The sequence below is a fragment of the Phytobacter sp. SCO41 genome, from assembly GCF_003073275.1.
GTDB lineage: Bacteria > Pseudomonadota > Gammaproteobacteria > Enterobacterales > Enterobacteriaceae > Phytobacter > Phytobacter diazotrophicus.
Window position 1 is genome coordinate 193,738 of record NZ_CP027225.1, and the last position, 24,112, is coordinate 217,849.

At 54.6% G+C, this 24,112-nt stretch carries 21 protein-coding genes, 1 tRNA gene and 3 other RNA genes; 16 read left to right on the forward strand and 9 right to left on the reverse strand.

Going from position 1 to position 24,112, the window contains the following annotated elements; genetic code table 11:
• Positions 1–116 precede the first annotated feature (116 nt).
• Positions 117–1,736, forward strand: coding sequence for an ABC-F family ATP-binding cassette domain-containing protein (locus tag C5523_RS00930; protein WP_108700466.1), 1,620 nt, complete (start codon positions 117–119; stop codon positions 1,734–1,736).
• Between the two features lie 43 nt (positions 1,737–1,779).
• Here C5523_RS00930 and C5523_RS00935 read toward each other — a convergent pair whose 3' ends face one another.
• Positions 1,780–2,073, reverse strand: coding sequence for an HTH-type transcriptional regulator (locus C5523_RS00935; protein ID WP_039080183.1), 294 nt, complete (start codon positions 2,071–2,073; stop codon positions 1,780–1,782).
• 377 nt (positions 2,074–2,450) lie between these two features.
• On the opposite strand from C5523_RS00935, the gene C5523_RS00940 reads away from it, so the two are divergent.
• Positions 2,451–3,161 carry a DUF3053 domain-containing protein gene (locus C5523_RS00940; protein ID WP_039080184.1) on the forward strand — a complete coding sequence of 237 codons (711 nt, stop codon included), beginning with the start codon at positions 2,451–2,453 and terminating at the stop codon, positions 3,159–3,161.
• Positions 3,162–3,230: 69 nt separating this feature from the next.
• Here the strand turns inward: C5523_RS00940 and ghrB are convergent, their stop codons facing one another.
• The 6 genes from ghrB to C5523_RS27350 form a co-directional block, all read right to left on the reverse strand.
• Positions 3,231–4,205: a glyoxylate/hydroxypyruvate reductase GhrB gene (gene ghrB, locus C5523_RS00945; RefSeq protein ID WP_071195041.1), complete on the reverse strand. Its 975-nt coding sequence runs from the start codon at positions 4,203–4,205 to the stop codon at positions 3,231–3,233.
• A gap of 20 nt (positions 4,206–4,225) precedes the next feature.
• Positions 4,226–5,506, reverse strand: coding sequence for an MFS transporter (locus C5523_RS00950; protein WP_039080186.1), 1,281 nt, complete (start codon positions 5,504–5,506; stop codon positions 4,226–4,228).
• A gap of 177 nt (positions 5,507–5,683) precedes the next feature.
• Complete coding sequence (locus C5523_RS00955) at positions 5,684–6,622, reverse strand: sugar kinase (protein WP_108700467.1); 939 nt, start codon at positions 6,620–6,622, stop codon at positions 5,684–5,686.
• 4 nt (positions 6,623–6,626) lie between these two features.
• Positions 6,627–7,376 (reverse strand): sugar phosphate isomerase/epimerase, encoded by a 750-nt coding sequence (locus C5523_RS00960; RefSeq protein ID WP_079496922.1) that lies wholly within the window; start codon positions 7,374–7,376, stop codon positions 6,627–6,629.
• Between the two features lie 112 nt (positions 7,377–7,488).
• A complete protein-coding gene (locus C5523_RS00965; protein WP_108700468.1) occupies positions 7,489–8,505 on the reverse strand; it encodes a substrate-binding domain-containing protein in 1,017 nt (338 codons plus the stop codon).
• On the reverse strand, positions 8,417–8,707 hold the full coding sequence (locus tag C5523_RS27350; RefSeq protein ID WP_146158920.1) for a hypothetical protein: 291 nt from the start codon (positions 8,705–8,707) through the stop codon (positions 8,417–8,419). The genes C5523_RS00965 and C5523_RS27350 overlap by 89 nt, the downstream gene beginning before the upstream one ends.
• On the opposite strand from C5523_RS27350, the gene C5523_RS00970 reads away from it, so the two are divergent.
• Entirely contained in the window at positions 8,702–11,050 is a 2,349-nt protein-coding gene (locus tag C5523_RS00970; protein WP_223878751.1) for a molybdopterin guanine dinucleotide-containing S/N-oxide reductase, read from the forward strand. The two genes, C5523_RS27350 and C5523_RS00970, sit on opposite strands and share 6 nt — an antisense overlap.
• Here C5523_RS00970 and C5523_RS00975 read toward each other — a convergent pair.
• Together C5523_RS00975 and tag are read right to left on the reverse strand one after the other, a co-directional pair.
• Positions 11,013–11,459, reverse strand: a complete 447-nt coding sequence (locus C5523_RS00975) for an N-acetyltransferase (protein WP_108700470.1) — start codon at positions 11,457–11,459, stop codon at positions 11,013–11,015. The two genes, C5523_RS00970 and C5523_RS00975, sit on opposite strands and share 38 nt — an antisense overlap.
• Complete coding sequence (gene tag, locus C5523_RS00980; RefSeq protein ID WP_039080192.1) at positions 11,437–12,018, reverse strand: DNA-3-methyladenine glycosylase I; 582 nt, start codon at positions 12,016–12,018, stop codon at positions 11,437–11,439. The genes C5523_RS00975 and tag overlap by 23 nt, the downstream gene beginning before the upstream one ends.
• Before the next feature lie 160 nt (positions 12,019–12,178).
• Here tag and C5523_RS00985 point away from each other — a divergent pair, with 160 nt between their 5' ends.
• The 13 genes from C5523_RS00985 to dppF all read left to right on the forward strand — a co-directional run bounded on the left by C5523_RS00985 (position 12,179) and on the right by dppF (position 24,023).
• Positions 12,179–12,868, forward strand: a complete 690-nt coding sequence (locus C5523_RS00985) for an autotransporter domain-containing protein (protein WP_108700471.1) — start codon at positions 12,179–12,181, stop codon at positions 12,866–12,868.
• Positions 12,869–13,112: 244 nt separating this feature from the next.
• Positions 13,113–14,315 carry an MFS transporter gene (locus C5523_RS00990; protein ID WP_039080194.1) on the forward strand — a complete coding sequence of 401 codons (1,203 nt, stop codon included), beginning with the start codon at positions 13,113–13,115 and terminating at the stop codon, positions 14,313–14,315.
• Between the two features lie 136 nt (positions 14,316–14,451).
• A complete protein-coding gene (locus C5523_RS00995) occupies positions 14,452–14,883 on the forward strand; it encodes an organic hydroperoxide resistance protein (protein ID WP_039080195.1) in 432 nt (143 codons plus the stop codon).
• 214 nt (positions 14,884–15,097) lie between these two features.
• Complete coding sequence (gene eptB, locus C5523_RS01000; RefSeq protein WP_071195034.1) at positions 15,098–16,780, forward strand: kdo(2)-lipid A phosphoethanolamine 7''-transferase; 1,683 nt, start codon at positions 15,098–15,100, stop codon at positions 16,778–16,780.
• 90 nt (positions 16,781–16,870) lie between these two features.
• A tRNA-Pro gene (locus tag C5523_RS01005) sits at positions 16,871–16,947 on the forward strand.
• A gap of 32 nt (positions 16,948–16,979) precedes the next feature.
• Positions 16,980–17,113: non-coding RNA, RtT sRNA (locus C5523_RS01010), on the forward strand.
• 32 nt (positions 17,114–17,145) lie between these two features.
• A non-coding RNA gene (locus C5523_RS01015) (RtT sRNA) lies at positions 17,146–17,279 on the forward strand.
• Positions 17,280–17,311: 32 nt separating this feature from the next.
• Positions 17,312–17,445: non-coding RNA, RtT sRNA (locus tag C5523_RS01020), on the forward strand.
• A gap of 868 nt (positions 17,446–18,313) precedes the next feature.
• A complete protein-coding gene (dppA, locus tag C5523_RS01025) occupies positions 18,314–19,921 on the forward strand; it encodes a dipeptide ABC transporter periplasmic-binding protein DppA (protein ID WP_039080197.1) in 1,608 nt (535 codons plus the stop codon).
• A gap of 169 nt (positions 19,922–20,090) precedes the next feature.
• On the forward strand, positions 20,091–21,110 hold the full coding sequence (gene dppB / locus C5523_RS01030; RefSeq protein WP_039080198.1) for a dipeptide ABC transporter permease DppB: 1,020 nt from the start codon (positions 20,091–20,093) through the stop codon (positions 21,108–21,110).
• Positions 21,111–21,119: 9 nt separating this feature from the next.
• Positions 21,120–22,022, forward strand: coding sequence for a dipeptide ABC transporter permease DppC (gene dppC / locus C5523_RS01035; RefSeq protein ID WP_039080199.1), 903 nt, complete (start codon positions 21,120–21,122; stop codon positions 22,020–22,022).
• Between the two features lie 10 nt (positions 22,023–22,032).
• A complete protein-coding gene (gene dppD, locus C5523_RS01040) occupies positions 22,033–23,016 on the forward strand; it encodes a dipeptide ABC transporter ATP-binding protein (protein ID WP_039080200.1) in 984 nt (327 codons plus the stop codon).
• Positions 23,013–24,023 (forward strand): dipeptide ABC transporter ATP-binding subunit DppF, encoded by a 1,011-nt coding sequence (gene dppF, locus C5523_RS01045; RefSeq protein WP_039080201.1) that lies wholly within the window; start codon positions 23,013–23,015, stop codon positions 24,021–24,023. Before dppD ends, dppF begins: the two co-directional genes overlap by 4 nt.
• The last annotated feature ends 89 nt before the right edge of the window (positions 24,024–24,112 follow it).

Sequence of the window (24,112 nt, forward strand, 5' to 3'; positions counted from 1 at the left end):
GAATCCCTCGTCTCACTGAGGCCCACTGAAAATGGATAAACACACCTGCTGACTTCGAATCCTTGCTTCGCGCTTATGGCGAGCAGGGGATGTATTGATTTCACTCAGGAGTGCTTATGGCTCAGTGCGCCCAATCCCCCTTATTTATTTTGCATCAGGTCACCTGTCAGTTTGCGACAGGCGTGACACTTTTTAGCCCAATTTCTCTTTCGCTCGAACCCGCGTTGTGTGGCCTGGTCGGGCGCAACGGTTGCGGTAAAACCCGCTTATTGCGCCTGCTGGCGGGGCTGGACCTCCCCGCATCCGGACATATCGAACGTTTTGGTACTGTGGCTTACGTCGCTCAACAACACGCGGTTTCCCCGTCGACTACGCTTGCCGAATTGCTGGATTATGACGCTGTGTTTGCTGCACGTCGGCGTATCGAATCGGGTGATTACCTGCCAGAAGATCTCGAACGTATGGAAGGCTTTTGGGATCTTGAGGAGCGCCTGACTGCGGCCTTTATGGATGCCAGTCTGCCTCCGTTCACCCCCGAGCGACCTGCCGCAGCGCTGAGCGGCGGCGAGCGGGTTCGTGCCCTGCTGTGCGCGGCATTGATGGCAGACGCCGATTACCTGCTGCTTGATGAACCGACCAACCATCTCGACAGACAAGGACGAGAATGGCTTTATACGCGGCTTGCCCGTCGGCAGGGCGGAACGCTGGTGGCGAGCCACGATCGTGAACTGCTGGCCTTGATGCCGCGCATCCTTGAATTATCTCCCGCCGGATTACGCAGCTATGGCGGCCATTATGGTGATTATCAGCGTCAACGCGAAGCCGAGCAGCAGGCAGCCCACGCGGCGCTTGCGCATGCGGCTACCGAGCGTCGTCGGGTACGTAACCGCCAGCAAAAGGAGCATGATGCCAGCCAACGGCGTTCAGCCCAGACTCTGCGAACTGTCGATACACTCAACATTGCCTCGTTCGAGCGGGTGAAATACAAAGGAGCCGCAAAGGAGCGGACAGGCACGCTGCGTCGGCAGCACCGTGAGCAGAACGAGGCGCTGAATGCCGCAGTTGCACAGGCCCGCGAGCGAGTTGAAGACGATGCGCCAGTCTTGTTTACCCTGCCGGGCAGCCAGGTGGCTGAGGGTAAACAGGTGCTGGTGATGGACAACCTCATCTTGCCTTATGGCAATTCATCTCCCCTGAGCTGGCGAATGGACGGGCCGATGCGTGTAGCGCTACGCGGGCCAAACGGTTGTGGAAAATCGACTCTGTTGCGCGTCATGCTCGGAGAAGAAAAGCCGCTATCAGGCACGTGTCAGGTCTCGGTCGCGACGGCGTACCTCGACCAGCATCTGTCGCAACTGGATCTTTCCCTCCCGGTGCTGGCACACCTTCACGCCAGTGAGACGCCACTCGACGAAGGTATACTGCGAACCCGACTGGCGCAACTGCAACTGGGGGCAGAGAAAGTGACGCTTCCGCTGGCGGCTTTAAGCGGTGGAGAACGCCTGAAAGCGGCGCTGGCCTGTGTACTCTGGCGTCGTGAGGCGACACAACTGCTTTTGCTTGATGAACCCACGAACCACCTGGATTTGGCTTCGACGCAGGCGATTGAGTTGGCATTGTCGGCATTTCCGGGCGCAATAGTGGTGGTTTCACATGATGAGGCATTTCTTCAGGCGCTAAACTTAACGCACCAGATTGAGTGGCGAGAAGAAAGATGGCACTGTGAAAGGAAGTAAGAGGGTATTGACCCCCGTCATGGCGGGGGTTTTACAGCCAGATTTATTCCATTAACTGTTTACTGAGCATCGGATTTGAATGGATCAGGCGCATCAGTTTCATTTCGGTCGCGGAAGGACGAACTCGTTTTGATTCCCATTCCTGAACCATTGCTACGCTAACACCCATTGCGCGTGCAAAATCATCAATCTTTAACCCAGTGCCACGTCGTAATTGTTCAAACTCATTAAAAGAATTAGGCTTTTGGGTCAGGGTAACCGCTTGCGCTACATCTTTTTTAAAGACAATCTGTTCCAGACTGCTCAGCAGCTCAAACATCGGATCTTTATATTCCATTGAGAACTCCTCTAAAAACACACAGCGGATAGTGATACAGCACTAATAAGAATAGTCGTTAAAAACGCGGGCGGGAGGGCGTGACCAGGATATATCGTGGATAAAAGGGCTTTTAATGCTTTTGAAATGCATATTCAAACGTTTCGCTAAACGTTAATTACTTGATTACGCAAGCCCAGGAATAAATACGTATTTTTTTGTAAATCGTTAGCAAAAAATCGCATGACGAAACGGCGCGAGGTCTGACCTGAGTGTGTCCCGACGTGCATAAGAAAGCATGGAAAAGGGTATCCTGAGACGCCGACCTGGACTATCCTTGTAAGCCGTCAGGCACGCGTGTTTCGTTGTGCGCATTTTTGGGTGAAAGGAGTATTAAAATGGCGACAGGTAAGTCCTGCTCTCGCTGGTTTGCGCCTCTTGCGGCGTTGTTAATGGTAGTTGGCCTGAGTGGGTGTTTTGATAAAGAAGGCGATCAGCGCAAGGCTTTTATCGATTTCCTGCAAAATACGGCGATGCGTAGCAGTGAACGTCTTCCCGCGCTGACGGCCGACCAGAAAAAACAGTTTGGACCGTTCGTCTCTGATTACGCCATTCTGTATGGTTATTCTCAGCAGGTGAACCAGGCGATGGATTCCGGTCTGCGTCCAGTGGTGGATAGCGTGAACGCGATTCGCGTACCGCAGGATTATATGACTCAGCGTGAACCGCTGCGTCAGGCCAATGGTTCTCTCGGCGTGCTGAGTCAACAATTGCAGAATGCGAAAGTGCAGGCTGATACAGCTCACGCGGGGCTGAAACAGGCGGATGACCTGAAACCGGTCTTCGAGCAGGTGTATTCGAAAGTGGTCACTGCTCCGGCTAACGCGCTGCAACCGCTGATCCCGGCGGCACAGACTTTCACGCAGCAACTGGTGCAGGTGGGTGATTTTATTGCTCAGCAGGGTACGCAGGTGAGCTTTGTTGCCAATGGCATCCAGTTCCCGACCTCACAGCAGGCCAGCCAGTATAATTCACTGATTGGGCCGCTGGCGGCTCAGCATCAGGCGTTTATGCAAGCCTGGACTGCCACGGTGAATGCGACGCAGTAAGCGTGGAACCCATAATAAATAAAAAAGAGGCGAGATAATCGCCTCTTTTTTGTTTCTGCCGGAGAAAGCTTATTTTAAAACCTGCGGGTTAACGCAGTTTTTCTCGACGTTGCCATTCAGCGCATCAATGAGGTTATCCACCGCGCAGGCGGCCATACCGTAGCGTGTTTCGTGAGTGGCAGAACCAATATGCGGCAGTGCCACTACGTTGGGTAACGTCAGCAGAGGGGAGTCCACCGGTAAAGGTTCCTTCTCAAACACATCCAGACCGGCTGCATGAATCTCGCCTTTTTTCAGCGCCTCAATGAGGGCTTTCTCATCAACAACCGAACCGCGACCCGCGTTGACGAAAATCGCCGATGATTTCATGATGGCGAATTTCTCTGCGTTGATCAGATGATGTGTTTCCTGGGTGTACGGCAGGACGAGAACCACATAGTCAGACTCTTTAAGCAGCGTATCCAGATCGCAGTAGCGGGCCTGGAAACGGCTTTCCGCTTCCTGATGCTGGCGGCGTGCGTTATAGAGAATCGGCATACCGAAACCAAAGTGCGCACGTTGCGCCAGCGCCAGGCCAATGCGCCCCATCCCCACGATGCCAAGCGTTTTGTGGTGGACGTCAACGCCAAACCAGTCCGGACCAATGCCCCTGGTCCATTCGCCTTTCTTCACTCGCTCCGCCACTTCCACCACCCGACGTGCGGAACTCAGCACCAGCGCCATGATGGTATCGGCCACAGTTTCGGTCAGCACGGTCGGGGTGTGCATCAGCAGAATATTTTTTGCATTCAGCGCGTCCACATCAAAGGTGTCGTAACCCACTGAAATGGTCGATGCGGCGCGCAGTTTCGGCATCTTTGCCAGCAATGCGGCGTCCACCTTTTCACTGGAACCCAGCAGGCCTTCGGCACTGGCGAACGCGTCGGCATGTTGCTCCACCGTTTCCGGGCGCAGGTTAGCCACCTGCGTGACGGTGAAATGTTCTTCCAGACGGCGTTTCAGGTCATCAGGCAATGCTTTATACAGGATGATGGACGGCTTCATGGCTTCTCCCTCGTTAAGGTTCAGGCGTGACGAGCGCCCGCTGGAATTGTTTTATCGTTAGCAGGCTTCACAATTAAAGTAAGCCATACAGATGCAAAAAGTGCCACCCCCATAAAAATGTACGAGGCTGCCGGACTGCCCGTTGCGCCATTAAGGTAACCAACGAACCAGGAACCGAAGAAGGAGCCGAGCGCGCCCATGCTGTTGATAAGCGCCATGGCACCGCCCGCAACGTTACGCGGCAGCATTTCGGGGATGATCGCAAAGAACGGGCCGTAGGGGGCGTACATGGCAGCACCGGCGATCACCAGTAGGGTGTAAGAGGCCCAGAAATGGTTTGCTCCAACTGCCCAGGAGCCAATAAACGCGAAGCCGCCAATCAGCAACAGTGGCCAGACGAACAGCTTACGGTTTTGCAGCTTATCCGATGCCCAGGAGGCCAGAATCATCGCTATGGTCGCAGCCAGGTACGGAACGGAGGAGAGCCAGCCCACTTCGACCATACCGAGATTGGCCCCGCCGTTACGGATGATGGACGGCAGCCACAGTACGAAACCGTAAACACCAATACTCCAGGCAAAATATTGCATACACAGCAGGATAACGTTACGGGAGCGGAAGGCTTCGCCGTAATTACGCACAGCTTTGATGCCTTGCTGTTCCTGATCCAACTGTGTTTGCAGGGCAGATTTTTCGTCCTCTGACAGCCAGCCAACCTGAGCGGGTTTGTCGCGGACCAGCATCCACCAGGCAAAAGCCCAGATGATGGCAGGAACCCCTTCAATGATGAACATCTCGCGCCAGCCGAGCGCCTGAATCAAGTAACCAGAGACCACAGACATCCACAACACGGTGACCGGGTTACCGAGGATCAGGAAGGTGTTGGCACGTGAACGTTCCGATTTGGTAAACCAACTGCTGATATAAATCAGCATGGCGGGCATGACTGCGGCTTCTACTACGCCGAGAATAAAACGAATGGCGGCGAGCATCGGGATATTGGTGACCATCCCGGTCAGTGACGCGCAGCCGCCCCACAGGATCAGGCAGACAAAAATCAGTTTACGAACACTGCGGCGTTCCGCATAAATCGCACCGGGGATCTGGAAGAAGAAATAGCCCAGAAAGAACAGTGCGCCAAGCAGGGAAGAGACCCCTTTGGTAATACCTAAGTCGTCGTTGATCCCGGCGGCGGAGGCGAAGCTAAAGTTCGCCCGGTCGAGGTAGGCCAGACTGTAAGTGATGAAAACAATCGGCATGATGTAAAGCCAGCGTTTTGCTGCATTTGTCGAGCTTTTCATAATGTTGCCTCTATGGTTGAGGTTTGCGCCGCCTGTTTGTAGGGTCCAGGGTGGCTTTGTTACTTTTAGTGATGGGTTTACCCCCTCACCCTAACCCTCTCCCTCAAGGGAGAGGGGATAAGTCCGCTGCGATGTTCTTCTCCCTCTCCCCGTGGGAGAGGGCAGGGGTGAGGGGAATCATTCACCCAGCCCTTCACGTGTGGGCAGCCCCTCGCTATCCCCAAGCACCTGGATGGCAAGCGAGCCAATCTTGTTGCCGCGCTGAACGGCCTGTTGCAGCGTCTTGCCTTCCAGCAGGGCGCTAATCACACCGACGGCGAAACCATCCCCGGCGCCGACGGTATCGACCACGTTATCCACTTTCACGGGAGCGACCGCGCCTTGCTCGCCGCTGGCGGTTTTATACCAGGCGCCATCCGGGCCAGTTTTAATCACTACGGCTTTAACGCCGCGTTGCAGGTAAAAATCAGCGATGCCTTCTGGCGATTGCTGTCCGGTCAGGATCACGCCCTCTTTCAGCCCCGGTAACACCCAGTCGGCCTGGAAAGCGAGGCGGTTCAGTTTCTCTACCATCTCTGCTTCGCTTTTCCACAGCACCGGGCGCAGATTCGGGTCGAAAGAGATGGTCTTGCCCTGAGCTTTCATGGCCGCCGCCGCATGTTCCAGCAGTTCATAGGATGTCGAAGAGAGCGCTGCCGCCACGCCACTCAGATGCAGGTGGCGCGCTTCGTTGAAGGCTGCGGCGTGAAAATCATCTGTTGAAAGGTGGCTTGCCGCCGATCCTTTACGGAAATACTCCACAATGGGATCGGTTCCATTTTCGGCTTTCGATTTTAGCTGATAGCCCGTTGCGAAGCGTCCATCAACGGTGACGCCGCGGGTGTCAATATTCTCTTTTTTCAGCGAGTTAAGAACAAAACGTCCAAAACTGTCATCGCCTACGCGGCTGATCCAGCAGACATTCATTCCCAGACGCGCCAGGCCCGTCGCCACGTTCAGTTCCGCGCCCGCAACGCGCTTCACAAAATGTTCTGCATCGGCAAGATCGCCGTTTTCGGTGGCGACAAACATGGCCATGGCTTCGCCAATCGTGATGACATCAAGCGAGTTATGCATGGCGTTACTCCTCACGTAACAATTCGACGTAGTGACGGGTGACGGCGGTCAGGTCGTCGCCTTCAAGTGGAAATTCAATCCCACGTGGGGCATCGGGCGGTAGCTGGTTTAACAGGGCAAGCCAGCGTTCATCGGCTTTATCGGGTGCGACGGCGCGATAATTCTCATGGTGTGGAATGGCAGCCTTCACATGAATATAGCTCACTGCGGGGGCCAGAAGATGCGCTGCCGCTTCCGGCGACTCGCCGACCCATACCCAGTTGCCGGTATCGAAGGTGAGCGTCACCGGCAGCGCCAGTACATTGCAGGCAGCTTTAAAGCGCTGCATCGGCGCCAGTTGTCCGCATTCGGTCTGATCGTTTTCTACCACCAGCGCCATGCCGCTCTCTGCAAGCCAGCCGCGTAGGGTTTCCAGCACGTCTTTACGCTGATAATGGCCGAGAGAGACCTTGAGCCACAGTGCCTTGAGCGTGCGCGCTTCTTCAAGCAGGGCAGGCAAGTGCGGGTTCAGCGAACCATCTTGCAGGCACAGCGCGTATGGCGCGGAGTAACAGGCCAGTAAACGGTGGTCTTCAATGGTGGCGGCCAGGGTAGAGAGGCTGTTCAATTCCTGATCGCTTAACAGTTCGCGGCGTATTTCCACGCCGTCTGCGCCTGCGTTGGCAATCAGCGGCAGGACGGCCTGCTGGCCGCCCATCGCCTTAATTTGTTCGCTGCCATAGGCGGCGGTGACAACGATGATTTTTCTTTTCATCTTCCGGCTTCCCAGGAGTTAAAGACAATTTGCTTGTCTGTAACGCTAGATGGAACCGGTTCCAAAGAAAAGCACAGTGCATCGAATTTATGATCGTCATCACGAAGGTTAATTATCGTGCAGTTGAACCGCGCACGATGAGCTCCCCGGAAAAGACCCGCTCGCGGACGGTATCACTGTTGCCTTCGATACGCTCAACCACTTGTTCTACCGCGGCATAACCAATTTGCCAGGTCGGTTGTTTGAGGGTAGTGATACCGACCCCTGCCAGCTCAGCCCATTCCAGCTCATCAAAGCCGAGCAGGCCGATATCACTGCCCCAGTGCAGACCAATGCGTTTCAGCGAGCGGGCAACTTGCAGCGTCAATGCGCCATTGGCAGAGATCACCGCTTTGCGCATCCCACGGTGGCGAGAGTGGAACTGGCGCAGGGCGTTATCGATCTGGCTGGCTTCGTGTAACGGCGTTTCGGCGTTTTCTGCCACCACGCCGGGGTAGCGGGCGAGCGTGGTTCGAAAGGCATCCAGGCGTTCCCGCCGCGTATTCACCGTGCCCAGCGGTTCGCTGAGGAACAGCAAGGCTTCAAAGCCTTGTTCAATCAGGTGTTCAGTTGCGGTGGTGGCAGCCTGGGTGTTATCTAACCCCACGACGTCACAGGCGAAATCGGGGATCTTACGGTCAATCAACACCATGGGCAGGGACGATTGCTGCAGGCGGTTTAGCCCCTCTTCGCGCATCCCCACCGCGTTCACCACGATGCCTTCCACCTGATAGCTACGCAGCAGGTCCAGGTAGTGCAGCTCCTGATCGACTTCGTTGTTGGTATTACAGACCAGCGGGGTGAAGCCTTTTTCCCGGCAGGCCGCTTCGATTCCGCTCAGCACATGTACGGAATAGGGGTTCGTGATATCGGCAATAATGAGACCAATCAGGCGAGTGCGCCCGTGCTTGAGGTTGCGCGCCATCAGGCTGGGGCGATAATCGAGTTCGGCAATGGCATGTTCAATTCGCGCCAGCAAGGCATCCGACAGGAGATGTTTTTCACCATTCAGATAGCGTGAAATGCTGGTTTTGCCCGTTTTTGCCGCTTTCGCGACATCGCTGATGGTCGGGCGCGTCGTTTTCGCCATAAATGCTTCCCTCGCGGTAGTTGTGAGACCACACGATAGCGCGAAAATCCGCACTGGCAAGGGGGAACATCCCGCTTATCGCCTTCTGCGTGGCCATCATGCCGTTTAATTCTTTGCCAATTTGCCGCGCGTGTGGATGATAGAGCGCGACATCCATTATTTCATAAGACAGCGAAACGACACTGTCGCCACCTGCATGCATCAGGAGCGCGCTTTGGCAAACTCTGCAGTTAAAACAGTTCTTACGGCAGCCCACTGGGGGCCGATGTTGGTCGAAACCGACGGCGAAACGGTGCTGTCATCACGCGGGGCGCTTCCCACGAACCACCCTAACTCGCTGCAAACGGTGGTCCGCGACCAGGTCCATAGTAAAACTCGTGTCCGCTTTCCTATGGTTCGTAAAGGCTTTCTGGCATCTCCGGACAGCCCGCAGGGCGTTCGCGGCGAGGATGAATTCGTCCGTGTCTCCTGGGATGATGCGCTTGCCCTCATCCATCAGCAGCACAAACGCATTCGCGAAGAACATGGCCCGGCATCCATTTTCGCCGGATCGTATGGCTGGCGCTCGAACGGTGTGTTGCACAAAGCGGCAACCCTGTTGCAGCGTTATATGAGCCTTGCTGGTGGCTATACCGGCCATCTGGGGGACTACTCCACCGGTGCTGCGCAGGCGATCATGCCGTACGTGGTCGGCGGCAACGAGGTGTATCAGCAGCAAACTAGCTGGCCGCTGGTGCTGGAACATAGCGATGTGGTGGTGCTGTGGAGCGCCAACCCGCTGAATACGCTGAAAATTGCCTGGAATGCCTCGGATGAGCAGGGTATCGGCTATTTCGATGCCTTACGCAAAAGCGGCAAACGGCTGATCTGCATCGATCCGATGCGATCGGAGACCGTCGATTTCTTTGGCGACAGTATGGAATGGTTAGCGCCGCACATGGGGACCGATGTGGCGATGATGCTCGGTATCGCCCATACGCTGGTAGAAAACGGCTGGCAGGATGAGGCATTCCTGGCGCGTTGTACGCAAGGCTATAGCGTCTTTGCAGATTACCTGACCGGGAAAAGCGACGGCGTGGCGAAAACGGCAGAGTGGGCGGCGGATATTTGCGGTATTCCGGCGGCGAAAATTCGTGAACTGGCAAAACTTTTCCACGAAAACACCACGATGTTGATGTCCGGCTGGGGAATGCAGCGCCAGCAGTTTGGCGAGCAGAAACACTGGATGCTGGTGACCCTGGCGGCGATGCTGGGCCAGATTGGGATCCCCGGCGGCGGCTTTGGCCTGTCGTATCATTTTGCCAACGGCGGTAACCCTACGCGCCGGGCGGCAGTACTGGCCTCCATGCAGGGGTGCGTTAAAGGCGGCATTGAGGCGGTCGAAAAAATCCCCGTGGCGCGCATTATTGAAGCGCTGGAAAAACCGGGAGCCTTCTACCAGCACAATGGTATGGACCGGCACTTCCCGGATATTAAATTTATCTGGTGGGCGGGTGGCGCCAACTTTACCCACCATCAGGACACGAACCGGCTGATTCGCGCCTGGCAGAAGCCGGAACTGGTCGTCATTTCCGAGTGTTTCTGGACCGCAGCGGCAAAACACGCGGATATTGTCCTGCCTGCCACCACATCGTTTGAACGTAACGATATGACCATGACGGGCGACTACAGCAACCAGCATCTGGTGCCGATGAAGCGCGTGGTGCCCCCGCGGGATGAAGCGCGTGACGATTTCGAGGTGTTCGCCGATCTCAGCGAGCGTTGGGAAGCGGGCGGACGTGAGCGCTTTACCGAAGGTAAAAGCGACCTCGAATGGCTGGAAATCTTCTACAACATCGCGGCGCAGCGTGGTGCCCCGCAGGGCGTTACCCTGCCGCCGTTTGCCGAGTTCTGGGAAGCGAATGCCCTGATTGAAATGCCAGAAAGCGAAGAGAATGCCCGCTTTGTACGCTTCGCTGATTTCCGGCGTGACCCGCAGGCGCATCCGCTTAAAACCGACAGTGGTAAAATCGAAATTTACTCGGCGCGCATTGCCGGTTTTGGTTATGCCGACTGCCCGCCGCATCCGATGTGGCTTGAGCCGGATGAATGGCACGGTAATGCCCGACCAGAGCAGTTGCAGCTTCTTTCTGCTCACCCGGCGCATCGTCTGCACAGCCAGCTTAACTATTCATCACTTCGCGAGCAGTATGCGGTGGCGGGGCGCGAACCGGTGACGTTGCATCCGAGTGACGCAAAAGCGCGCGGCATCGCTGATGGCGATCTGGTGCGTGTCTGGAACCAACGCGGACAGGTGCTGGCAGGCGCCGTGGTCAGCGAAGGGATCAAGCCCGGAGTGATCTGTATTCACCAGGGCGCCTGGCCGGACCTTGAGCGTGCCGAAGGGGGGATCTGTAAAAACGGCGCGGTTAACGTGCTGACAAAAGATCTCCCCAGCTCAAAGCTGGGGAATGGCTGTGCGGGGAATACCGCACTGGTATGGATGGAAAAATACAGCGGTCCGGCGCTTACGCTGACGGCGTTTGATCCGCCTGCCAGTTCATAATCCAGGTCGGGTGCTGCGTCTCTTCCTGCCAGGCGCTGTCCTCTATGCGAAAGCCCTGCGCGTGATAGAAATTCACCGCCCGCTCGTTTTTCTGGTACACCTCAAGGCTTAAGGCATTAAAGCGCTGCTTGACGTGATCAAGCAGTGCGGTGCCGATCCCTTTGCGCAGCGCCTTCGGGCAGACGAACAACGCCCCGATATACTGCGAGTCCATTACGCTTATAAAGCCGTACAGTTTGCCTTCTTCCTCCCAGACCCAGGTGCGGGCCGACGGGAGATAAACTTCCCGCACCAGCATCTCGCTGTCTTGCCAGTAGGTTGCCGCAATAAACGGGTGCGCATAGGTGGTGCTTTCAAGCCACAGGCTCAACAGAGGAGACAAATCTTTACTGTGCCACTCTCGGATCATGCCGACCTCCGGGATGACAGAAACAGTCCGTAATATGGTCATTAACCAGACCGCAAGCTTGCATAAAGGAGTAGCAGATGGTGGTGCCGACAAATTTGAAGCCGCGTTTTTTTAGCGCCTTTGACAGGGCGTCTGACGCGGGCGTTGAGGTGGGAATGTCGCCGAGTGTGGCGGCCTGGGTAACCTGCGGCTCGTTTTCAACAAACGACCAGACAAACGGGGCGAAAGGCTCGCCATTTTGTTCCATGGCAAGCAAGGCGCGGGCATTGCCGATAATCGCCTCAATTTTGCCGCGATGGCGAATAATTCCGGCATCCAGCATCAGGCGTTCGACATCCTCTGGCCCCATCGCGGCCACTTTTTCAGGATCGAACTGATGAAAGGCATTACGGTAATTTTCGCGTTTCTTGAGTACCGTAATCCATGATAAACCTGCCTGTTGTCCTTCAAGGCAAATCATCTCAAACAATTTTTTACCGTCTGTTTGCGGTACGCCCCATTCTTTATCGTGATAAGCAAGATAAAGGGGGTCTTGAGTCACCCAACCACAACGCTGCATATCCTTCTCCGTTGCTGATGTTGATCAAAATTATGTAAGTTGCAGACTTGACGCGACTGCTAAAAAGACAATAGTTAGGTAAGGGATATCTACCCTCGCCTTTTGCCCAACAAAAACGATAACAAATACGCCGTTTTGGCTCTTTTGTGGAGTCGCATTGATGAAAATTAAAAACAGTGGCCGTTTGATAGCGGTAGTGCCTGCTTGTCTGCTTTTTAGCCATGCTGCATATGCCTGGCAACAAGAATATATCGCGATCGATTCGCAAAATAATATGCCGCAACGCTATACATGGGATAGCGATCACCAGCCACGTTATAACGATATCCTGGAAGAACGCATTCGCTCGGCGCAGAGTGGGCCTGGCGTTGCCTTTAATCTGCCCGATAAAACGCCGATGGATGCCGTCAGCACCATGAGTATTGGCCTGAATATTCCACTCACAGGCAATGTGATGACCGGGCCGGTGGCCGTCTGGCATTACGATGGCTCTACGACGTCAATGTACAATGAATATGGCGACAGCGCGACCACGTCGCAATACAGCGATCCGCTCTGGCACGCGACCGTCAGTTCCCTGGGATGGCGCGTGGATAGCCACATTGGTGACTTTCGTCCATGGGCGCAAATTAGTTACAACCAACAGTTCGGTGAAAACGTCTGGAAATCACAATCCGGGCTGAGTCGCCTGACCGCGGCGAACCAGTACGGCAACTGGCTGGATGTGTCTGTCGGTGCCGATATGCTGCTTAATCAACATTTCGCCGCTTATGCCTCAATGTCGCAGTCGGAAAACTCGCTCACCGGGCCGAATTATCTCTACAGCATGGGCGTCAGCGCCCGTTTTTAAAGATCATTTAATACAAAGTGATCACAATTAAGAAACAATAAACACGCGCTCTGTGTCGATAGTATGTACTAACTCACCTGAGAAAATGAGGTGAGTCTGTTTTTCGAAATGTCATTCATTCCTGCATATATGCATTTCATTCCCCGCTTACTGCATTTCATGCCTTTTTAGCCCTGGCATGAAATGCGCTTCGTTATTGTTGTCCGCAGTGAATTCCCTTAATTTTCTTTGCAGGACAACTGCCATGAATACATCATCCTTGAATCGCACACGCTGGCTGACGCTGGCTGGCACCATCATCACACAATTTGCGTTGGGATCTGTTTATACCTGGAGCCTGTTTAATAGCGCGCTGGCAGACAAGCTGGGCGAGCCGGTAAGCCAGGTTGCGTTTTCATTTGGTTTGTTAAGCCTGGGGCTGGCGTTATCTTCCTCCATCGCCGGGAAACTGCAGGAACGTTTTGGCGTAAAACGGGTGACCATAGCGTCTGGCGTGCTGTTGGGTATCGGCTTTTTCCTGACCGCCCACTCCAACAACCTGACGATGCTGTGGCTAAGTGCGGGTGTGCTTGTGGGGCTGGCGGATGGTGCCGGTTACCTGCTGACCCTTTCCAACTGCGTGAAATGGTTCCCGGAACGTAAAGGGCTGATTTCCGCCTTCGCCATCGGGGCTTATGGCCTGGGCAGCCTGGGGTTTAAATTTATCGACAGCCACCTGTTGGCCACCGTTGGCCTGGAACAGACCTTCATGATCTGGGGGGCGATGGTGCTGGTGATGATTGTTTGCGGCGCGATGCTGATGACTGACGCTCCGCAACAAAAAGTGGGTGCGGTCAATGGTGTGGTGGAAAACGACTTCACGCTGGCGCAGTCCATGCGTAAACCGCAATACTGGATGTTAGCCGTGATGTTCCTGACTGCCTGCATGAGTGGCCTGTATGTGATTGGCGTAGCGAAAGATATTGCGCAGGGCATGGTGCATCTTGATGTGGCAACCGCCGCCAATGCGGTCACCGTTATCTCTATTGCGAACCTCACCGGTCGCCTGGTGCTGGGCATTCTGTCCGATAAAATCGCCCGCATCCGCGTTATTACCATTGGCCAGGTGATTTCACTGGTTGGCATGGCAGCCCTGCTGTTTGCGCCACTGAATGCGGTTTCCTTTTTCGCGGCGATAGCCTGCGTAGCTTTCAATTTCGGCGGCACCATTACCGTGTTCCCGTCGCTGGTCAGCGAGTTCTTTGGTCTGAACAACCTCGCGAAAAACTACGGTGTGATTTACTTAGGTTTTGGTATTGGCAGTATTTGTGGTTCGATTATCGCTTCGCTGTTTGGCGGTTTCTATGTCACTTTCTGCGTCATCTTCGCGCTCCTGATTGTCTCCCTGGCACTTTCCACGACCATCCGTCAGCCGCAGCGCAGCGTGTATAAACCAGCGCATGCCTGATTCCCCCTCTGCTTTACAAAAAACCGCCGACATAGACTGTCGGCGGTTTTTTATTACCCTTACGTGCGGGCTTTTCTGAGGCTCCCCTGACAACGACTATTCTTAATGGCAGGTCTTCCAACAGAAGGAGTTGCACATGTCGTTAGAAAAAGTGGTGTATCGGGCGAAGGCGAAAGCCACCGGAGGCCGTGACGGCAGAGCCATCTCTTCCGATGGCGTTCTGGATGTGAAACTGGGCGTGCCAAAAGAGATGGGGGGAGCCGGTGGGGAGGTGACGAACCCGGAACAACTTTTCGCCGCCGGGTATTCGGCCTGTTTTCTCGGAGCGTTAAAACATGTCGCGTCGGTAGAAAAACAGCGCCTACCGCAAGAGGCTTATATTGAAGGCACCGTGGGCATTGGCCCTTTGCCGACCGGGTTTGGTATTGAAGCGCAACTGGATATTCACCTGCCGGGAATGGATCATCAGGTAGCACAGGAATTGGTGAAAAAAGCCCATATAGTGTGCCCTTATTCCAATGCGACTCGCGGCAATATTGACGTTAAGCTGAACGTAATCACTGCCTGAATACTATTCAGGTGTCAGATAGTGTGTTTCCGGTTATATAATTTTGTAAATGTATGACCGGATCACACTCCGGACAGACACTTTTTCCTTTCCTTGTGGTCTACTTATCCGCGCTTAAGAAGTTCCTCAATTAACTTCCCTTGCGTTTAATGCCCGATCGGTGCTGCTACAAGCGCTGAGCGGCTTTGTTTTCCCTTTTTCCAGGGTTGCTTGCATGAGTTATTTAAAAGCAATGACTCAGCAGAAATTGAGTTTTCTGCTGGCGTTGTATATTGGCTTGTTTATGAATAGCGCAGTTTTCTACCGTCGGTTTGATGGTTATGCGCAAGCGTTCACCGTCTGGAAAGGACTCTCTGCGGTTGTTGAACTGGTTGCCACTGTCCTGGTGACTTTCTTTTTATTACGTGTGCTCTCATTGTTCGGGCGCCGGGCCTGGCGTGTACTGGCATCGCTGGTGGTGCTGTTTTCAGCAGCAGCCAGCTATTACATGACCTTCCTGAATGTGGTTATTGGCTATGGCATTATCGCTTCGGTGATGACCACAGACATCGATCTCTCCAAAGAGGTAGTGGGCTGGCAGCTCATTGCCTGGGTGGCGATTGTCAGTGTTATGCCGCTGTTGTCTATCTGGAATAACCGCTGTCGCTACACCCTGTTGCGCCAGTTGCGTACGCGCGGCCACCGTGTGCAGAGCGTGACCCTGGTAGTCCTGGCCGCGCTGCTGGTATGGGGTCCCATTCGCCTTCTGGATTTGCAGCAGAAGGAAGAAGAACGGACATCGGGCGTGGACATGCCGAGCTATGGCGGCGTGGTGGCGAACTCCTATCTCCCTTCCAACTGGCTTTCAGCACTTGGGCTGTACGCCTGGGCGCAGGTAGACGAGTCGTCGGATCATCGTTCCTTGATCAACCCGGCGGCGAAATTCAGTTATGTCGCGCCGGACGACATCAATGACACCTATGTCGTGTTTATCATTGGTGAAACGACGCGCTGGGATCACATGGGCTTACTCGGTTACTCGCGTAACACCACGCCAAAGCTGGCGCAGGAGAAGAACCTGGTCGCTTTCCGTGGCTACTCGTGTGATACCGCCACCAAGCTATCGCTGCGATGTATGTTCGTACGTGAAGGTGGGGCTGAGGATAATCCCCAGCGCACGTTAAAAGAGCAAAACGTCTTTTCCGTGTTGAAACAGATGGGCTTCTCTTCCGACCTGTATGCGATGCAAAGCGAGATGTGGTTTTACAGCAACACAATGGCAGACAACATTGCCTATCGTGAACAGATTGGCGCGGAGCCGCGTAATCGGGGCAAGAGCGTTGACGATATGCTGTTAATTGATGAGTTGCAGCAATCGCTAAATAACAACAAGCAGGGTAAACATCTGATTATTCTGCATACCAAAGGTTCGCACTTCAATTATACCCAGCGCTATCCCCGTAGCTTCGCACAATGGACGCCGGAGTGTGTGGGGGTAGACGATAAATGCAGCAAAGAAGAGTTGATCAATTCGTACGATAACTCCGTCACCTATGTGGACTATTTTATCGACAACGTAATCGACAAGCTGCGTGATAAGAAAGCGATTATCTTCTATGCGGCGGACCACGGTGAGTCGATTAATGAGAAGGAACATCTGCACGGTACGCCGCGTAAGATGGCGCCACCGGAGCAGTTCCGCGTACCGATGATGGTATGGATGTCGGACAAATATCTGCAAAACCCGGACAAGGCGAAGATGTTTGCACAGCTCAAACAGCAGGCGGCGATCAAGGTACCGCGCCGCCATGTTGAACTGTACGACACCATCATGGGCTGCCTGGGATATACCTCGCCAAACGGCGGGATTAATGAAAATAACAACTGGTGCCATGTGCCTGCTAACAAGGTAAATTGAGGCGCTGGCGGCTTTCTCGCCAGTCAGTTGGCTTTTTTACATTAAGGGATTGACGGTCGGGGTGTGTGGCAGTAAGATGCGCCCCGCATTCGGTGATTGGCGCAGCCTGGTAGCGCACTTCGTTCGGGACGAAGGGGTCGGAGGTTCGAATCCTCTATCACCGACCAAATTTGAAAAGCCTGCTCAACGAGCAGGCTTTTTTGCATCTGTACCAAAGAGGATGAGAACCTCCGGGGGCAGGGAGGTTCGACCCGAGCGAAGCGAGAGAACGTTGCGTCAGCAACGGCCCGCAGGGCGAGCCACGCAGTGGCGAGTAATCTCTATCACCGACCAAATTTGAAAAGCCTGCTCAATGAGCAGGCTTTTTTGCATCTGTGCCAATGAGGATGAGAACCTCCGGGGGCAGGGAGGTTCGACCCGAGCGAAGCGAGAGAACGTTGCGTCAGCAACGGCCCGCAGGGCGAGCCACGCAGTGGCGAGTAATCGCTATCACCGACCAAATTCGAAAAGCCTGCTCAACGAGCAGGCTTTTTTGCATCTGTTTCAATGAGGATGAGAACCTCCGGGGGCAGGGAGGTTCGACCCGAGCGAAGCGAGAGAACGTTGCGTCAGCAACGGCCCGCAGGGCGAGCCACGCAGTGGCGAGTAATCGCTATCACCGACCAAATTTGAAAAGCCTGCTCAATGAGCAGGCTTTTTTGCATCTGTGGTTTTGTAGCCCTGGCAAGCAAAGCGCCGCCGGGGTGGTGATATTGAACCGCATCTCCCCCTCACCCTAACCCTCTCCCCAAAGAGGAGAGGGGACCGATCGTGCTCGCATTTTTGTGGGGATTCCTCAGCCCTCAAGGGAGAGGGGGAAAACCAATGCGGCCTGTTTGCCTGATGTCTTGGAGGGTGGCAGATATCCACCATTTTATGCTGGCGCCCACGGAACCTATCTTCTGGCTCCCTGGCGAGAAGGTTAGGAGAAAATCATCCGCTTCTGTTACCGTTCCATCACCTTATTTCACCCTGCCGCGTCACGGTTTTGTGACATAATCCATTGTATTTTTTTATATATAGTTCGATCTTTTTTCGCGTTGCTTATGGATAGAGTTAGCATTTTACGCTGTGCGTTTTAACGTTCGCGGTATTAATCGCTCAGATATTCATCATTCCGCAAGAAATTTTTCATAATCTGCTCAAACGTTAAACACCAACCTGAGATGATTCTCAAGCTTATTATTCTGCCCATAACGGCATAGCACAAATTTACCTGCTGAAAATAGCAGCTTGAAGTTTTTTTTAACTTTGTTTGTTGATTCTCATCAACGATGTAAATCCCCGTTACCTGTATTGACGTTTTGACATTCTATTGACAGATTGTAGGGCATGAGGGGCATTTCATGGAGAATCTGCACTGCAACTCAGTCAATCTCGTGAAAGGATTTCCCGTCTCTCATAGCTTCCGATAAGTCCAGGCAAAAATCTAATAACGGCCTGTCGGATAACCCAGCGCAAGGGTAACAACACATATCACATTGGAGCAGAATAATGAGTATTTCCTTGAAGAAGTCAGGGATGCTGAAGCTTGGTCTTAGCCTGGTGGCTATGACTGTGGCGGCCAGCGTGCAGGCAAAAACCCTGGTTTATTGTTCAGAAGGCTCGCCTGAAGGCTTTAACCCACAGCTTTTCACTTCTGGTACTACTTACGATGCCAGCTCTGTGCCGATTTATAACCGTCTGGTTGAGTTCAAAACCGGTACTACTGAGGTCATTCCGGGTCTTGCTGAGAAGTGGGATATCAGCGCCGATGGCAAAACCTACACTTTCCACCTGCGTAAAGGCGTGAAGTGGCAGGACAACAAAGATTTCAAACCGACGCGTGAATTCAACGCGGACGACGTCGTATTCTCCTTTGATCGTCAGAAAAACGCCCAGAACCCGTACCATAAAGTCTCTGGCGGCAGCTACGAATACTTTGAAGGTATGGGCCTGCCAGACCTGATTAGCGAAGTGAAGAAAGTCGACGACAACACCGTTCAATTCGTGCTGACCCGTCCGGAATCTCCGTTCCTGGCTGACCTGGCAATGGACTTCGCGTCTATTCTGTCCAAAGAATATGCCGACAACATGCTGAAAGCCGGTACGCCGGACAAAGTTGACCTGGATCCGATCGGTACCGGTCCGTTCCAACTGCAACAGTACCAGAAAGATTCCCGTATTCTGTACAAAGCGTTTGAAGGTTACTGGGGCACCAAGCCGCAGATTGACCGTCTGGTCTTCTCCATCACGCCTGACGCTTCCGTACGTTATGCCAAACTGCAGAAAAACGAGTGCCAGGTTATGCCGTACCCGAACCCGGCTGACATCGCTCGTATGAAACAAGACAAAAACATTAACCTGATGGAGCAGGCTGGCCTGAACGTCGGTTACATGTCTTTCAACACCGAGAAGAAACCGTTTGATGACGTGAAAGTGCGTCAGGCGCTGACTTACGCGGTAAATAAAGAAGCGATCATCAAAGCCGTTTACCAGGGTGCTGGCGTAGCCGCGAAAAACCTGATTCCGCCGACAATGTGGGGCTATAACGACGACGTTAAGGATTACACCTACGACGTTGAGAAAGCGAAACAGTTGCTGAAAGAATCCGGCCACGAGCAGGGCTTCACCGTTGAACTGTGGGCGATGCCGGTACAGCGTCCGTACAACCCGAACGCTCGCCGTATGGCTGAGATGATTCAGGCTGACTGGGCGAAAATCGGTGTTCAGGCCAAGATCGTTACCTACGAGTGGGGCGAGTACCTGAAACGCGCCAAAGCGGGTGAGCACCAGGCTGTAATGATGGGCTGGACCGGCGACAATGGGGATCCGGATAACTTCTTCGCAACCCTGTTTAGCTGCGCTGCGGCGAAAGACGGTTCCAACTACTCTCGCTGGTGCTACAAGCCGTTTGAAGACTTGATTCAGCCGGCTCGCGCAACTGACGACCACAACAAGCGTATTGAACTGTACAAACAGGCTCAGGTAGTGATGCATGACCAGGCTCCGGCACTGATCGTCGCGCACTCCACCGTGTATGAGCCGGTGCGTAAAGAAGTCAAAGGCTACGTGGTTGATCCGCTGGGCAAACACCACTTCGAAAACGTGTCAGTTGAATAATAGGCACGATGCCTGAGTCCCTCCTCCCTTTCCGGGGGGAGGGTTTTTGTTCCTTATTCCTCCGGGAAAAGGCCTGGATAGAGTGGGATTTTCCCGTTTATCCAAACATTTGTGAGCAATACAGACGCACTACCGCCAGGTGCATGCGTCACTACAGAGAATCCGGGTTATGTTGCAGTTCATCCTCCGACGTCTGGGGCTAGTTATCCCGACGTTTATCGGTATCACCCTTCTCACCTTTGCCTTCGTTCATATGATTCCCGGTGACCCGGTGATGATCATGGCAGGTGAGCGTGGTATCTCTCCTGAGCGTCATGCCCAGTTGCTGGCAGAGCTTGGTCTCAACAAGCCGCTGTGGCAGCAATACGTCAACTATGTGTGGGGCGTGTTGCATGGTGATTTAGGGATCTCTCTTAAGAGCCGTCTTCCGGTGTGGGACGAGTTCGTACCGCGTTTTAAAGCGACGCTGGAACTCGGCGTCTGCGCCATGATTTTCGCGGTGGCTGTCGGTATCCCTGTGGGCGTAATGGCCGCGGTGAAGCGTGGTTCCATTTTTGATCATACCGCCGTGAGCCTCGCGCTGACCGGTTACTCCATGCCTATCTTCTGGTGGGGCATGATGCTGATCATGCTGGTGTCGGTACACTGGAACCTGACGCCGGTATCCGGGCGCGTCAGTGACATGGTGTTCCTTGATGACAGTAACCCGCTTACCGGTTTTATGCTGATCGACACGGCTATCTGGGGCGAGCAGGGTAACTTTATCGATGCCCTGGCGCACATGATTCTGCCTGCCATCGTGCTGGGGACAATCCCGCTGGCGGTTATCGTCCGTATGACCCGCTCCTCGATGCTGGAAGTGCTGGGCGAAGACTATATCCGTACCGCGCGCGCCAAAGGGTTAACCCGTATGCGCGTTATCATCGTCCATGCGCTGCGTAATGCGATGCTGCCGGTGGTGACCGTTATCGGTCTGCAGGTCGGGACATTGCTGGCAGGCGCGATCCTGACGGAAACCATTTTCTCCTGGCCGGGCCTGGGCCGCTGGTTGATTGACGCGCTGCAACGCCGCGATTATCCGGTTGTGCAGGGTGGGGTATTGCTGGTCGCGACGATGATCATTCTCGTCAACCTGTTGGTCGACCTGCTCTACGGCGTGGTGAACCCGCGTATTCGTCACAAGAAGTAAGGGGCCATCATGTCACAAGTTACTGAAAATAAAGTTATCTCTGCACCGGTCCCGATGACCCCGCTGCAGGAGTTCTGGCACTATTTCAAGCGTAATAAAGGCGCGGTTGTTGGTCTGGTTTACGTGATCGTGATGCTGCTTATCGCTATCTTCGCGAACGTGCTGGCGCCGCATAACCCGGCGGATCAGTTCCGCGATGCGCTGCTGGCGCCGCCGGTCTGGCAGGATGGCGGCACATGGTCGCATATTCTGGGTACTGATGACGTAGGCCGCGATACCTTGTCGCGTCTGATGTTTGGCGCGCGTCTGTCGCTGCTGGTCGGCTGTCTGGTGGTGGTGCTGTCACTGATCATGGGGATTATCCTCGGTCTGGTGGCGGGCTACTTTGGCGGCGTTATCGATAGCATCATCATGCGTGTTGTCGACATCATGCTGGCCCTGCCGAGCCTGTTGCTGGCGCTGGTCCTGGTGGCGATATTTGGTCCTTCGATAGTCAACGCATCGTTAGCGCTCACTTTCGTCGCCTTGCCGCATTATGTACGTCTTACCCGTGCCGCGGTGCTGGTGGAAGTTAACCGCGATTACGTGACGGCTTCCCGCGTAGCGGGGGCTGGCGCGATGCGTCAGATGTTCGTCAATATTTTCCCTAACTGCCTTGCGCCGCTGATTGTTCAGGCGTCGCTCGGTTTCTCGAACGCCATTCTCGACATGGCCGCCCTCGGCTTCCTTGGCATGGGTGCGCAGCCGCCAACACCGGAGTGGGGCACTATGCTCTCCGACGTGTTGCAGTTCGCGCAAAGTGCCTGGTGGGTCGTGACCTTCCCTGGTCTGGCGATCCTGCTGACGGTGCTGGCATTTAACCTGATGGGTGACGGCCTGCGTGATGCGCTCGACCCCAAACTGAAGCAGTAAGAGGTTCGAGATGGCGTTATTAAATGTTAATAAATTATCGGTGCATTTCGGCGACGAAGGCAGCGAGTTTCGCGCAGTAGACCGCGTAAGCTACAGTGTGAATCAGGGTGAAGTGGTTGGCATCGTGGGGGAGTCTGGCTCTGGTAAATCGGTCAGTTCGCTGGCGATCATGGGGTTGATTGACTTCCCAGGCCGCGTAATGGCGGAAAATCTGGAGTTTAACGGTCAGGATTTGAAACGCATTTCGGAAAAAGAGCGCCGCAGTCTGGTGGGTTCCGAAGTAGCGATGATCTTCCAGGATCCGATGACCAGCCTGAACCCCTGCTATACCGTCGGTTTCCAGATTATGGAAGCGATCAAAGTGCATCAGGGGGGCAACAAGCACACCCGCCGCCAGCGCGCAATTGATCTGCTCAACCAGGTCGGTATTCCCGATCCGGCATCAAGGCTGGACGTTTATCCTCATCAGCTCTCCGGTGGGATGAGCCAGCGTGTCATGATTGCGATGGCGATCGCGTGTCAGCCGAAACTGCTGATTGCCGATGAGCCAACGACTGCGCTGGACGTGACTATTCAGGCGCAGATTATTGAGCTGCTGCTGGAGCTACAGCAAAAAGAGAACATGGCGCTGATCCTGATCACCCATGACCTGGCGCTGGTGGCCGAAGCGGCACACAAAATCATCGTGATGTATGCAGGCCAGGTGGTGGAAACCGGGGCGGCGAAAGATATCTTCCGCGCACCGCGTCATCCGTATACCCAGGCACTGCTGCGGGCATTGCCGGAATTTGCGCAGGATAAAGCGCGTCTGGCGTCGCTGCCAGGCGTCGTACCCGGTAAGTATGACCGTCCGAATGGCTGTCTGCTGAACCCGCGTTGCCCCTACGCAACGGACCGATGCCGCGCCGAAGAGCCTGCGCTGAACACCGTTGACGGTGGGCGCCAGTCGAAATGTCACTACCCACTCGATGATGCCGGGAGGCCCACACTATGAGTACGCACGAGGCCGCCACGCAACCGCTGTTGCAGGCTATCGACCTGAAAAAACACTACCCGGTGAAGAAGGGGCTGTTTGCCCCGGAACGCCTGGTAAAAGCGCTGGACGGCGTATCGTTCACCCTGGAACGTGGCAAAACGCTGGCTGTGGTTGGTGAATCCGGTTGTGGTAAATCCACGCTGGGCCGTCTGCTGACAATGATCGAAACCCCGACCGGTGGTGAGCTGTACTACCAGGGGCAGGATCTGCTGAAACACGATCCGCATGCGCAGAAACTGCGTCGCCAGAAAATCCAGATCGTGTTCCAGAACCCATACGGTTCGCTGAACCCGCGCAAAAAAGTGGGACAGATTCTGGAAGAACCGCTGCTGATTAACTCCTCCCTGAGCAAGGCGGAGCGTCGTGAGAAAGCGCTGGCGATGATGGCGAAAGTCGGCCTGAAAACCGAGCATTACGACCGTTACCCGCACATGTTCTCCGGCGGTCAGCGTCAGCGTATCGCTATTGCCCGTGGTCTGATGCTGGACCCGGACGTGGTGATCGCCGACGAACCGGTCTCCGCGCTGGACGTTTCTGTTCGCGCGCAGGTGCTGAACCTGATGATGGACTTGCAGCAGGATTTGGGGCTGTCCTATGTGTTTATCTCCCACGACCTGTCCGTGGTGGAACACATTGCCGATGAAGTGATGGTGATGTATCTGGGCCGCTGCGTCGAGAAGGGTACCAAGGACCAGATCTTCTCTAATCCGCGTCATCCGTACACCCAGGCGTTGCTCTCTGCGACGCCGCGCCTGAACCCGGACGATCGCCGCGAGCGTATCAAGTTGACCGGCGAGCTGCCGAGCCCGCTGAGTCCGCCGCCGGGTTGTGCGTTTAACGCCCGCTGCCGCCGCCGCTTCGGTCCCTGCACCCAGTTGCAGCCGCAGCTCAAAGACTACGGCGGTCAACTGGTTGCCTGCTTCGCGGTCGATCAGGATGAAAACGGCGAGAAACCACAGGCGTAACGCGCTGAAATAAAAAACCGGAGCCATGTGCTCCGGTTTTTTTTATGCCTCCCCGAATGCGCGAATTGCTTATCCGGGTTACCGTTCGT

What these genes read in the sequence shown, in the direction of transcription:
- C5523_RS00930 (WP_108700466.1), top strand. Translation starts at nt 117, where the DNA reads ATGGCTCAGTGCGCCCAATCCCCCTTATTTATTTTGCATCAGGTCACC.
- C5523_RS00935 (WP_039080183.1), bottom strand. Translation starts at nt 2,073, where the DNA reads ATGGAATATAAAGATCCGATGTTTGAGCTGCTGAGCAGTCTGGAACAG.
- C5523_RS00940 (WP_039080184.1), top strand. Translation starts at nt 2,451, where the DNA reads ATGGCGACAGGTAAGTCCTGCTCTCGCTGGTTTGCGCCTCTTGCGGCG.
- ghrB (WP_071195041.1), bottom strand. Translation starts at nt 4,205, where the DNA reads ATGAAGCCGTCCATCATCCTGTATAAAGCATTGCCTGATGACCTGAAA.
- C5523_RS00950 (WP_039080186.1), bottom strand. Translation starts at nt 5,506, where the DNA reads ATGAAAAGCTCGACAAATGCAGCAAAACGCTGGCTTTACATCATGCCG.
- C5523_RS00955 (WP_108700467.1), bottom strand. Translation starts at nt 6,622, where the DNA reads ATGCATAACTCGCTTGATGTCATCACGATTGGCGAAGCCATGGCCATG.
- C5523_RS00960 (WP_079496922.1), bottom strand. Translation starts at nt 7,376, where the DNA reads ATGAAAAGAAAAATCATCGTTGTCACCGCCGCCTATGGCAGCGAACAA.
- C5523_RS00965 (WP_108700468.1), bottom strand. Translation starts at nt 8,505, where the DNA reads ATGGCGAAAACGACGCGCCCGACCATCAGCGATGTCGCGAAAGCGGCA.
- C5523_RS00970 (WP_223878751.1), top strand. Translation starts at nt 8,702, where the DNA reads ATGCATCAGGAGCGCGCTTTGGCAAACTCTGCAGTTAAAACAGTTCTT.
- C5523_RS27350 (WP_146158920.1), bottom strand. Translation starts at nt 8,707, where the DNA reads ATGCATGCAGGTGGCGACAGTGTCGTTTCGCTGTCTTATGAAATAATG.
- C5523_RS00975 (WP_108700470.1), bottom strand. Translation starts at nt 11,459, where the DNA reads ATGATCCGAGAGTGGCACAGTAAAGATTTGTCTCCTCTGTTGAGCCTG.
- tag (WP_039080192.1), bottom strand. Translation starts at nt 12,018, where the DNA reads ATGCAGCGTTGTGGTTGGGTGACTCAAGACCCCCTTTATCTTGCTTAT.
- C5523_RS00985 (WP_108700471.1), top strand. Translation starts at nt 12,179, where the DNA reads ATGAAAATTAAAAACAGTGGCCGTTTGATAGCGGTAGTGCCTGCTTGT.
- C5523_RS00990 (WP_039080194.1), top strand. Translation starts at nt 13,113, where the DNA reads ATGAATACATCATCCTTGAATCGCACACGCTGGCTGACGCTGGCTGGC.
- C5523_RS00995 (WP_039080195.1), top strand. Translation starts at nt 14,452, where the DNA reads ATGTCGTTAGAAAAAGTGGTGTATCGGGCGAAGGCGAAAGCCACCGGA.
- eptB (WP_071195034.1), top strand. Translation starts at nt 15,098, where the DNA reads ATGAGTTATTTAAAAGCAATGACTCAGCAGAAATTGAGTTTTCTGCTG.
- dppA (WP_039080197.1), top strand. Translation starts at nt 18,314, where the DNA reads ATGAGTATTTCCTTGAAGAAGTCAGGGATGCTGAAGCTTGGTCTTAGC.
- dppB (WP_039080198.1), top strand. Translation starts at nt 20,091, where the DNA reads ATGTTGCAGTTCATCCTCCGACGTCTGGGGCTAGTTATCCCGACGTTT.
- dppC (WP_039080199.1), top strand. Translation starts at nt 21,120, where the DNA reads ATGTCACAAGTTACTGAAAATAAAGTTATCTCTGCACCGGTCCCGATG.
- dppD (WP_039080200.1), top strand. Translation starts at nt 22,033, where the DNA reads ATGGCGTTATTAAATGTTAATAAATTATCGGTGCATTTCGGCGACGAA.
- dppF (WP_039080201.1), top strand. Translation starts at nt 23,013, where the DNA reads ATGAGTACGCACGAGGCCGCCACGCAACCGCTGTTGCAGGCTATCGAC.